Raw genomic sequence first — 9,036 nt, forward strand, 5'->3', positions numbered from 1 at the left:
CCGAGCGTGCCGCGCGCGGCCGTGACGGTGCGCGCGGCGGTATGTCGGTAGCCGGGGGCCGGCTTACGCGGCCGGCCAGTCGAACATCGTGTACGGCAGCGCGCGCTTGTGGCGCGAGCCGTCGTAGAAGCGCAGCACCGTTTCGTAGACGCGGTCGGCGACCGGCTTGCCTTCGAGGAAATCGTCGATCTCGTCGTAGGTCACGCCATACGCGTGCTCGTCCGGGCGCAGCGGGCGCAGTTCCTCGAGGTCGGCCGTCGGCACCTTCATCACGATCAGCTCCTCGCCGCCGAGCGCGCGCGCCACCCCGCGCACGCGGCGCTTGTTCAGGCCCGCGAGCGGCAGGATGTCCGCGCCGCCGTCGCCGAACTTCGTGAAGAAACCCATCAGCGATTCGGCCGCGTGATCGGTGCCGATCACGATGCCGCGCCGTGCGCCGGCCACCGCGTACTGCGCGATCATGCGCTCGCGCGCCTTGATGTTGCCGTGCACGAAATCCTGTTGCGCCGGGGTGTCGAACGCGTGGCCGGAGGCGACCAGCGAACGGAGCATCGCATCGGCGGCCGGCTTCACGTCGACCGTCAATACCTCGTCCGCGCGCACGAACGCCAGCGCACGCTGTGCATCCTCTTCGTCGTTCTGCACGCCGTTCGGCAAGCGCATCGCGATGAAGCGCGCATCGTAGCCGTCGGCGCGCAGGCGCTCGACCGACAGTTGCGCGAGCCGGCCGGCCGTCGACGAATCGACGCCGCCGCTGATGCCGAGCACGTAGGTCCGCAGGCCGGTCGAACGAAGGTACTGCGCGAGGAAATCGACGCGGCGGTCGATTTCGGCTTCGGCGTCGAAGTGCGGGGCGACGTTCAGTTCGGCAATGATCGCGCGTTGGCGGCTGGCGTAATCGGCGGATGTCATGAAGGAAGTTCCGGAACGAAATGCAAGGCGCCCATCATAAGCGCAATCGTGGTGTGCCGCCGCGCCGGGCCGGCGATCCGGCGGTTTTGCGTTGCATCGACGAGACGCGGCGCATCGCCGTGGTGCACGGTGCGCCGGGCGGGGGCAGGATGCCGCGCGAAGGGCGGCCGGGTAGGCGCCCGGGGGCGGCGTCAGCGCCGCGCGAGCACGACGCCCACCAGCGCGAGCGCGAAGCCGGCGAGCTGGATCGCGGCGAGCGTTTCGCCGAACAGCCCGTAACCCTGCAGCGCGGTCAGCGGTGGCGCGAGAAACAGCAGCGACGTCGCGCGTGCCGCATTGCCGCGCCGCAGCATCCACATCAGCATCGTGACCGCGCCGCCGGACAGGAGCACGACGCCCCACACGAGCGACACCCACAGCGCCGGCGCGCCGATCCAGCGGGTTTCATGGAGCAGCAGGACGAACACGGCCGCGACGATCGCCGCGCCGAAATTCTGCACGGCGACCGCGGTGCGCAGGTCGCTCTGCGCGAGCTTGCCTTTCTGGTACAGCGAGCCGGCGGTGATCGACCCGACCGCGAGGACCGACACGGCGACGACGAGCCACGCCGGCGCGGCGCCCGGCGGCGGTGCAACGCCGCCCGTGACCTTCGGCGCGAGCACGAGCGCGACGCCGGCCAGCCCGAGCGCCATGCCGAGCCAGCCGCGCGCGGGCAGGCGTTCGTTGAACAGCGGGACCGCGAGCACGGCGGTGGCGAGCGGCTGCAGCGCGCCAAGCAGCGCCATCACGCCCGCATTCAACCCTTGCGCGACGGCCCAGTAGCTCGCGCCGAGATAGACGCCTTGCAGCAGCGCGCCGGCGATCAGGTGGCGCGGCCATTCGCGGCGGGCCGGCCACGGCGCGCGCGCGACGAGCGCGACCACGCCGAACAACGCGGCCGTGCCCGCGAAGCGCGCGAGCAGGAACAGGTTCGGGTCGGCGTAAGGCTTGATTGCCCGGGCAACGATGAAGCCGGTGGACCAGAGCGCGACGAAGGCGGCGGCGACGATCGAGGTAAGCATGCGTGACGGGCCGCGAGGCGGCCGGACAGAACCGGAAAGTCGGCCAGTATCGGACGAAGCGGTGCCGGCGTCTTGTCGAATCCTGCACTCGTGCCACGCGATGCGTGATCGTGCCGGCGGTCAGCGCGCGCCGGATGTGTGGTGCCGTGGGGATGCGTGCCCCGCACGCCGCTGCGCGGAGGGGCGCGCAGCGGCGACGATCAGTCGATCGAGAACGTGTCGAGCGGCTGGTTGGCGCGCGCGTCGGTCGCGAAGCGCGCGGCGAGCTGTTCGTAGAGCCGGCGCGCTTCGTCGAGCGTCAGGTCGATCCAGTACGGATCACCCGCCGCGTCGTTGAGGCGTTCCGGCGGAAACTGGATTTCGATCACACTGCCTTTGCGATACATGGCGCGAGCCCCTTGGTTGGTCGTTCGGCGAAGCGCAAAGTGTAGCGCCCGCCGCCGCACGGATTCGCGCGCGCCGGACAATACTGAATTTCGCTTTCGGGAAACGCGCCGGCCGCGCTTCCCGGCGTCGTCAAATGGTCGTCAAACGTCCGTAATACAATGGCCGGCTTACCCATTACCAGTCGCCTCGGGCGCACACGCGATGCTGGCGGAACAACGTCATCAATACATCCTGTCGGAGCTCGGACGATCGGGCGCGCTGTCGGTCGCGGAACTCGTGCGTTCGCTCGACGTGTCGCGCGAAACCGTGCGGCGCGACCTGAACGCGCTGGCCGCGCGCGGGCTGCTCGTGATGACGCACGGCGGCGCGCTGGCCGCGGATCGCCGCGAGCCGAGCCTGTCCGAGCGCGAGGCCGCGAACGCCGACGCGAAGCGCACGATCGGGCGGCGCGCGGCCGAATTCGTGCCCGACGATGCATCGGTGCTGATCGATTCGGGCAGCACGCCGCATGCGGTCGCGCTGGCGCTGGCCGACCGGCACCGGCTGTCGATCTACACGAACGACTGGCGTACCGCGTTCGTGCTCGCGCGGCGCAACGGCAACCGCGTGACGCTGCTCGGCGGCGAGCTGTCCGACGACGAGGACGCCACCTTCGGGCTCGACACGATCCACCAGCTCGCGCAATACCACGTCGATTTCGCGTTCGTCGGCGCCGGCGGCATCACGCCCGACGGCGAATGCACCGATTACTCGCGGCTCGCGGCCGAAGTGCGCAGCCGGATGATCGCGGCGGCGGGCACGGCGATCATCGTCGCCGACCATTCGAAATTCGGCCGCGTGACGCCGGTGCGGATCAACGGCGCGGCCGCCGCCCGCTATCTGGTGACCGAGCGCGCGCCCGACAAGGCCGTGCGCCGCGCGCTGACGGCGCGCGGGATCGAGCTGCTCGTGTGCGACTGACGCGCGTCCGACATACAAGGTTCATCGAACGGTCATCGCGCGGGAAGAACCGCCATCGAGACTGACTCATTCACCTCGACCGGCCGTCAGGCCAGGGAGCAACGAATGACCGTCAGCGTGCGCAGCTATCTTTCCCCCACCCTGGTCCTGCTGGCTTTCGACTGGCCCGATGCGGCGTCGCGGTCCGATTTCCTCGGCTTCGCGATCCGGCGCACGCCGGGCTTCTGGTCGGCCGACGGCAAGACGCGTGCGCCGGACAGCTGGCTGCCCAACCGCCTGACGTTCGACGGCCCGGCCGCCGACACGCAGGGCGATGCGCCGACCGATCAGGCGCCGATCCAGAAATTCATGTGGTGGGATGCACGCATCGATCCGCAGGACCGCGACGCGTCGTTCCGCTACGACGTCTATCCGGTCGTCGGCACGCCGGCGAACCTGCAGGTGCTCGACGCGCAAGCCGGCGTGTGCGACGTCGTGCTGCCCGCGCATATCGAGGACGGCATCGGCACGTGGTTCAACCGCGCGGTGGTCAGCTCGCAGGCGTTCGCGAAGCAGGTTGCTGCGCTGGGGCTCGCGCCGAACGAGGCGCCGAGCGCCGCGCAGGCGCTGAAACTGCGCACGTGGCTCGCGAACGACATGGAGCAGGTGTTCGCGCAGATGCTCGATCCGGCGTCGCGCGCGGTGTCGGCCGTCTATCACCTGACCGACTCGCTGTGGGCGCTGCCCGCGTTCGACGCGTTCGGCCGCCGGCACGGCGCAGCGTCGCTCGCGATCGTCTACGACGCGCACACGACGGCGCGCAAGGGCAAGCCGCCGCTGCCGTCGCCGAACCAGCCGGCCGTCGATGCGCTGCAGGGCCTCGCGACGCTCGCGCCGCGCGACCGGACGCACATCATGCACGACAAGTTCATCGTGACCGATGCACCGTCGAACCCGGCGCCCGCGCGCGTGCTGACCGGTTCCGCGAACTTCACGACCGAAGGGCTGACCGAGCAGGCCAACGTGCTGCACGCGTTCGACTCGCCCGCGCTCGCCGCGCTGTACAACGAGCGCGCCCACGCGCTGGCCGGGAATCCGTCGATCGCGGAGACCGCGCGACTGTCGCCGGGCTGGTCGGCGCCGATGACGATCGGCAGCGCGCAGGTGCGCGTCGCATACTCGCCGGAGCCGGCGGGGCAGCGTACCGAAATCGATACGATCGTCGCCGCGATCGCGGCCGCGAAGCATTCGGTGTCGTTTTGCCTGTTCATGCCGACCGACGCGGCGCTGCGCGATGCATGCTTCGCGGCCGGCGATCGCGGGCTGATGATGTTCGGCCTCGTGAACCGGATCAACGCGGGCAGCGCAACGAAGGCCGACGCTGCGCAGCAGGCCGGCCAGTCGCTCGATGCGGCCACGCTCGCGAACCTCGAGCTGTACCACCGCAGCCGCGACAACCACGACGTGATCGATGCGTCGTATTTCTCGCCGGCTACCGTGCCGCAAGGTTTCGAGCCGGAGTTGCGGCTTTTCCCGGGCGAACCGGCGCCGGCCTTTCCGCCCGTGGTGATCCATCACAAGTTCATCGTGATCGATGCGGAAGGCGCGAATCCGGTCGTCTATACGGGCTCGGCGAACATGAGCCGCAATTCCGAGCAGTACAACGACGAGAACCTGCTCGAGATCCGCGACAAGCGGATCGCGGCGATCTATCTCGCGGAATTCCTGCGGCTTTACGAGCACTACCGCGCCCGCGCGCTGGCGATCCACGCGAAGCAGCAGCACGGTACGGGCGCGGGTACGCACGCGCGGCTCGCGCTTGCGCCCGATTCGAGCTGGGCGAAGAAGTATTACGTGGCGGGCAGCCCGGAAGAAAAGGCACGGATCGCGCTGGCGTCGACCGCGCCGACGGACTGATGGGCTGACACGCCGAAATGCAAAGGGCGCGAACGAGTCGCGCCCCGGCCGGCTGCTGGCGCCGCTTACGCGGCGACGTAGCGGAGCACCGCGTCGGCGATCGTGTCGCGATGGCGCGCGCGCAGGCGCGGCGCCGACGGATCGCGGCCGAACGCGGCGCCGAACGTGTAGCGGTTCGACACGCGATGGAAGCAGAACGAGCTGATCAGCAGGTGCAGGTCGAACGCGTCGATGTCCTTGCGGAACGCGCCGCTGGCCGCGCCGCGCTCGACCAGTTCCTCGAGCGTCTTGATGATGCTGACGTTGCGGTTCTTGAACGACTTGAGCTGTTCGAGATATTTCGCGCCGTGGATGTTCTCGATCGACACGAGGCGCACGAAATCGCGATGCTTGTCGTGGTAGTCGAACGTGAATTCGACGAGACGGCGCATGCCTTCGCGCGGCTCCATGTCGCCGACGTGCAGTTCCTGCTCGAGCGCGCGGATGTCGCCGTACACCTTCTCCAGCACGGCCTCGTACAGGCCTTCCTTGCTATCGAAGTAGTAATAGAGCATCCGCTTCGTCGTGTTGGTGCGCTCGGCGATCGCGTCGACGCGCGCGCCGGCGAGGCCCATCGCAGAGAATTCCTGCGTGGCGACATCGAGGATGTTGCGCTTGGTTTGCTCGGGATCGTATTTACGCCGCGCATCGGACGCAAGCGCGCGGGTGTCGGACGTGGCGGCCTTGCTTCCTGCTTTCATGTGACTTTATTGTGGTTCGCGGCGGCTTGGAAAAGGCATTCTAGCATGCGGGAAATGGCCGCCCGGCCGACCTTCCGCTCTAATCGGCAAGGCCGCCGGCGCGGTCGTTTCGGCCGTCGCGGGCGCTCAGCGGCGGCAGGAGGCGAGCGCGTCGCGGGCCTGGTACGCCGTATACGCGAGCTGCGCGGCGGCGAGTCCGGCCAGCCCGAACGTGCGCGTGAGCCCGAACGCGGCGAAGCCGTCCGGCACCGGCCGGCCTTCGGCCAGCGCGGCGGCGAGCGTCTCGCCGGCCACCGTGGTCGGCGCCATCCCGTGGCCGCCGAACGCGATCGCGTGCCACACGCCGTCCGCGTCGCGGCCGATCTGCGGCATCTTGTGCCGCGCGTAGCTCATCAGCCCGCCCCACGCGTAGTCGACCTTCACGCCTTCCAGTTGCGGATACACGCGCAGCAGGTCGCGCCGCAGCAGGCGCGCGATCGCGTCGGGGCCGCGGTCGAGCACCGAGATCCGGCCGCCCCACAGGATCCGCGTGTCCTTCAGCGGACGGTAGTAGTCGAACGCGAAGCGCGTGTCGTAGATTGCGTACGGCGCGTCGATCGCATCCGGCAGGCGCGCGCCGAGCGGTTCGGTCGCGATCACGTAGGTCGCGATCGGCAGCACCGCGCGCTCGATGCGCGGCGACACGCCGCGCGCGTAGCCGCCGCCGGCGAACACGACATCCTTCGCGCGCACCGCGCCCTGCGCCGTGCGCACGACGTACCCGGCGCCGTCGCGGGCGATGTTCAGCGCGGCCGAGCGCTCATACACGCGTGCGCCGCCGCGCGAGGCGGCCGCCGCGACGCCGAGCACGTACTTGAGCGGATGGAAGTGGAATGCGTTCGGCTCGAACAGGCCGCCGTAATAGCGCTGCGTCTTCAGCCGCTCGCGCAGCGCGCCGGTCGCGACGGGCTCCCATTCGACGCCGAGTTCGTTCTTCATCAGCGTGCGCACACCGTCGAGCCGCGACGGATCGTCGAACCAGTTCGCGAGCATCACGCCCTCGTCGACGATGTCGCAGTCGATCCCGTAGCGGGCGATCCGCGCGCGGATCAGGTCGACCGCGTCGACGGTGAGCCGGTATAGCCGGCGCCCTTCGTCGCGGCCGAGCGTGCGCAGCAGGTCGGCGTTGTCGAGGCTGTAGCCGCCGAACACGAAGCCGCCGTTGCGGCCCGACGCGCCGAAGCCGACCCGTTCGCTGTCGAGCACGACGACGTCGTGCACGCCGCGTTCGACGAGGCCGAGCGCCGTGCACAGGCCGGCGAGGCCGCCGCCGACGATGCAGACCTGCGTATCGATCGTGCCGGTCAGTTGCGGGTAGGGCTGGCGGGTAACGGTGGCTTCGTAGAAGTTCTGCATGCGTTTTCGGTGATTCGTGACGGCGGAAAAGCGGACGGCGCGCGTCGATCTTGCCTGAACGCGCGCGCCGCGTCGAATGGGGTTTTTAGCGCAGCGGCCGCCGCGCAGGAGCGGCGGCCGGCGCGTGACCGGGCGTCAGGCGCCCGGCGTCGGGTTGGCCGGACGGGCGACGTAGGCCGGATAGCCGGTATCGGCCTTTTCGGTCGCTTCGCGTGTCGCGTTGCGTTCGATCCACGGCGCGATTTCCATGTCCTCGTAGCGCACCAGCCGGCATTTGCGCACAAGCGCGTAGCCGAGCCAGATCGCGAGGAAGAACGGCAGGCCGATGTAGGTCGCGGCGACGCCGGCCCAGTCGATCTGGTCGGCGAGGAACGCCTGGTAGTCCTGGCCGAGCGCGACGACCGCGCACAGCGCGAACGCGAACAGCGGGCCGAACGGGAACCACTTCGACCGGTACGGCAACTGGTCGAGCCGGTAGCCCTGCTTCAGGAAACCCTTGCGGAACCGGTAGTGGCTGATCGCGATGCCGAGCCACGTGATGAAGCCGGCCATGCCCGACGTGTTCAGCAGCCACAGGTAGACGGTCTTGTCGCCGTACAGCGACGTGAGGAAACACAGCGCGCCGACGGCGGTGGTCGCATAGAGCGCGTTGCGCGGCACGCCGCCGGGCGACAGCTTCGCGAACAGCTTCGGCGCGCGGCCTTCGACCGCGAGGTTGTAGAGCATGCGCGTCGACGCGTACATGCCCGAGTTGCCGGCCGACAGCACGGCCGTCAGGATCACCGCGTTCATCACGCCGGCCGCGAACGCGAGGCCCGCGTGGCGGAACACCAGCGTGAACGGACTCACGCCGATGTCGGTCACGTCGCTCTTCAGCAGGCTCGGATCGGTGTACGGAATCAGCACGCCGATCACGACGATCGCGAACACGTAGAACAGCAGGATGCGCCAGAAGATCTGGCTCACCGCGCGCGGAATCGTCGTACGCGGGTTTTCCGATTCGCCGGCCGCGACGCCGATCATTTCGGTGCCCTGGAACGAGAAGCCCACGATCATCGCGACGCCGAGCATCGTCGCCCAGCCGCCGACGAACGGCGCGTCGCCGATCGTGAAGTTGCCCCAGCCGGCGCTCGGGCCGCCCTGCATGATCCCGAAGATCATCAGCAGGCCGACGCCGACGAACGCGAGCACGGTCAGCACCTTGATCAGCGCGAACCAGTATTCGGCTTCGCCGAAGCCGCGCACCGACAGTGCGTTGAGCGCGAAGATCAGCGTGAGGAACAGTGCGCTCCACCACACGCCCGGCACGTGCGGAAACCAGTAGTGCATCACGAGCTGCGCGGCGACGAGCTCCACCGCCAGCGTCACGGCCCAGCTGTACCAGTAGTTCCAGCCGAGCGCGAAGCCGAAGCCTTCGTCGACGAACTTCGCGCCATAGGTCGCGAACGAGCCCGATACCGGCATGAACGCGGCCATTTCGCCGAGGCTCGTCATCAGGAAATAGACCATCAGGCCGATCACCATGTACGCAACCATTGCGCCGCCGGGGCCGGCCTGCGAGATCGATGCGCCGGATGCGACGAACAGGCCCGTGCCGATCGAGCCGCCGATCGCGATCATCCGTAGATGGCGGGCCTGCAACGCGCGGTGAAGGGACGGCTTCGCGGGCGGCGAGCCGGACGGGC

8 protein-coding genes are annotated in these 9,036 nt (G+C 69.2%); 2 read left to right on the forward strand and 6 right to left on the reverse strand.

Going from position 1 to position 9,036, the window contains the following annotated elements:
- Positions 1-63: 63 nt before the first annotated feature.
- The 3 genes from nadE to H0X90_RS34275 all read right to left on the reverse strand — a co-directional run bounded on the left by nadE (position 64) and on the right by H0X90_RS34275 (position 2,359).
- Complete coding sequence (gene nadE / locus H0X90_RS34265) at positions 64-912, reverse strand: ammonia-dependent NAD(+) synthetase (protein WP_034203272.1); 849 nt, start codon at positions 910-912, stop codon at positions 64-66.
- A gap of 191 nt (positions 913-1,103) precedes the next feature.
- Positions 1,104-1,973: a DMT family transporter gene (locus H0X90_RS34270; protein WP_077190181.1), complete on the reverse strand. Its 870-nt coding sequence runs from the start codon at positions 1,971-1,973 to the stop codon at positions 1,104-1,106.
- Positions 1,974-2,173: 200 nt separating this feature from the next.
- On the reverse strand, positions 2,174-2,359 hold the full coding sequence (locus tag H0X90_RS34275; RefSeq protein WP_006480515.1) for a hypothetical protein: 186 nt from the start codon (positions 2,357-2,359) through the stop codon (positions 2,174-2,176).
- Between the two features lie 202 nt (positions 2,360-2,561).
- Here H0X90_RS34275 and H0X90_RS34280 point away from each other — a divergent pair, with 202 nt between their 5' ends.
- Together H0X90_RS34280 and H0X90_RS34285 are read left to right on the forward strand one after the other, a co-directional pair.
- Positions 2,562-3,320, forward strand: a complete 759-nt coding sequence (locus H0X90_RS34280; protein WP_006491117.1) for a DeoR/GlpR family DNA-binding transcription regulator — start codon at positions 2,562-2,564, stop codon at positions 3,318-3,320.
- Between the two features lie 105 nt (positions 3,321-3,425).
- Positions 3,426-5,216: a phospholipase D-like domain-containing protein gene (locus tag H0X90_RS34285; protein WP_060210951.1), complete on the forward strand. Its 1,791-nt coding sequence runs from the start codon at positions 3,426-3,428 to the stop codon at positions 5,214-5,216.
- A 65-nt stretch (positions 5,217-5,281) separates the two neighbouring features.
- Here H0X90_RS34285 and H0X90_RS34290 read toward each other — a convergent pair whose 3' ends face one another.
- From H0X90_RS34290 to H0X90_RS34300, 3 genes are all read right to left on the reverse strand, one after another.
- On the reverse strand, positions 5,282-5,956 hold the full coding sequence (locus H0X90_RS34290; RefSeq protein WP_006491110.1) for a TetR family transcriptional regulator: 675 nt from the start codon (positions 5,954-5,956) through the stop codon (positions 5,282-5,284).
- Positions 5,957-6,082: 126 nt separating this feature from the next.
- Entirely contained in the window at positions 6,083-7,351 is a 1,269-nt protein-coding gene (locus H0X90_RS34295) for an FAD-binding oxidoreductase (protein WP_034203275.1), read from the reverse strand.
- A 135-nt stretch (positions 7,352-7,486) separates the two neighbouring features.
- Positions 7,487-8,992, reverse strand: a complete 1,506-nt coding sequence (locus H0X90_RS34300) for an amino acid permease (RefSeq protein ID WP_230877733.1) — start codon at positions 8,990-8,992, stop codon at positions 7,487-7,489.
- Between the last annotated feature and the right edge of the window lie 44 nt (positions 8,993-9,036).

Source organism: Burkholderia sp. 9775_39, from assembly GCF_015712225.1.
Classification (GTDB): Bacteria; Pseudomonadota; Gammaproteobacteria; order Burkholderiales; family Burkholderiaceae; genus Burkholderia; species Burkholderia cenocepacia.

Excerpts from the sequence above, each read along its gene's own strand:
- nadE (WP_034203272.1), bottom strand. The coding sequence starts at position 912 with ATGACATCCGCCGATTACGCCAGCCGCCAACGCGCGATCATTGCCGAA.
- H0X90_RS34270 (WP_077190181.1), bottom strand. The coding sequence starts at position 1,973 with ATGCTTACCTCGATCGTCGCCGCCGCCTTCGTCGCGCTCTGGTCCACC.
- H0X90_RS34275 (WP_006480515.1), bottom strand. The coding sequence starts at position 2,359 with ATGTATCGCAAAGGCAGTGTGATCGAAATCCAGTTTCCGCCGGAACGC.
- H0X90_RS34280 (WP_006491117.1), top strand. The coding sequence starts at position 2,562 with ATGCTGGCGGAACAACGTCATCAATACATCCTGTCGGAGCTCGGACGA.
- H0X90_RS34285 (WP_060210951.1), top strand. The coding sequence starts at position 3,426 with ATGACCGTCAGCGTGCGCAGCTATCTTTCCCCCACCCTGGTCCTGCTG.
- H0X90_RS34290 (WP_006491110.1), bottom strand. The coding sequence starts at position 5,956 with ATGAAAGCAGGAAGCAAGGCCGCCACGTCCGACACCCGCGCGCTTGCG.
- H0X90_RS34295 (WP_034203275.1), bottom strand. The coding sequence starts at position 7,351 with ATGCAGAACTTCTACGAAGCCACCGTTACCCGCCAGCCCTACCCGCAA.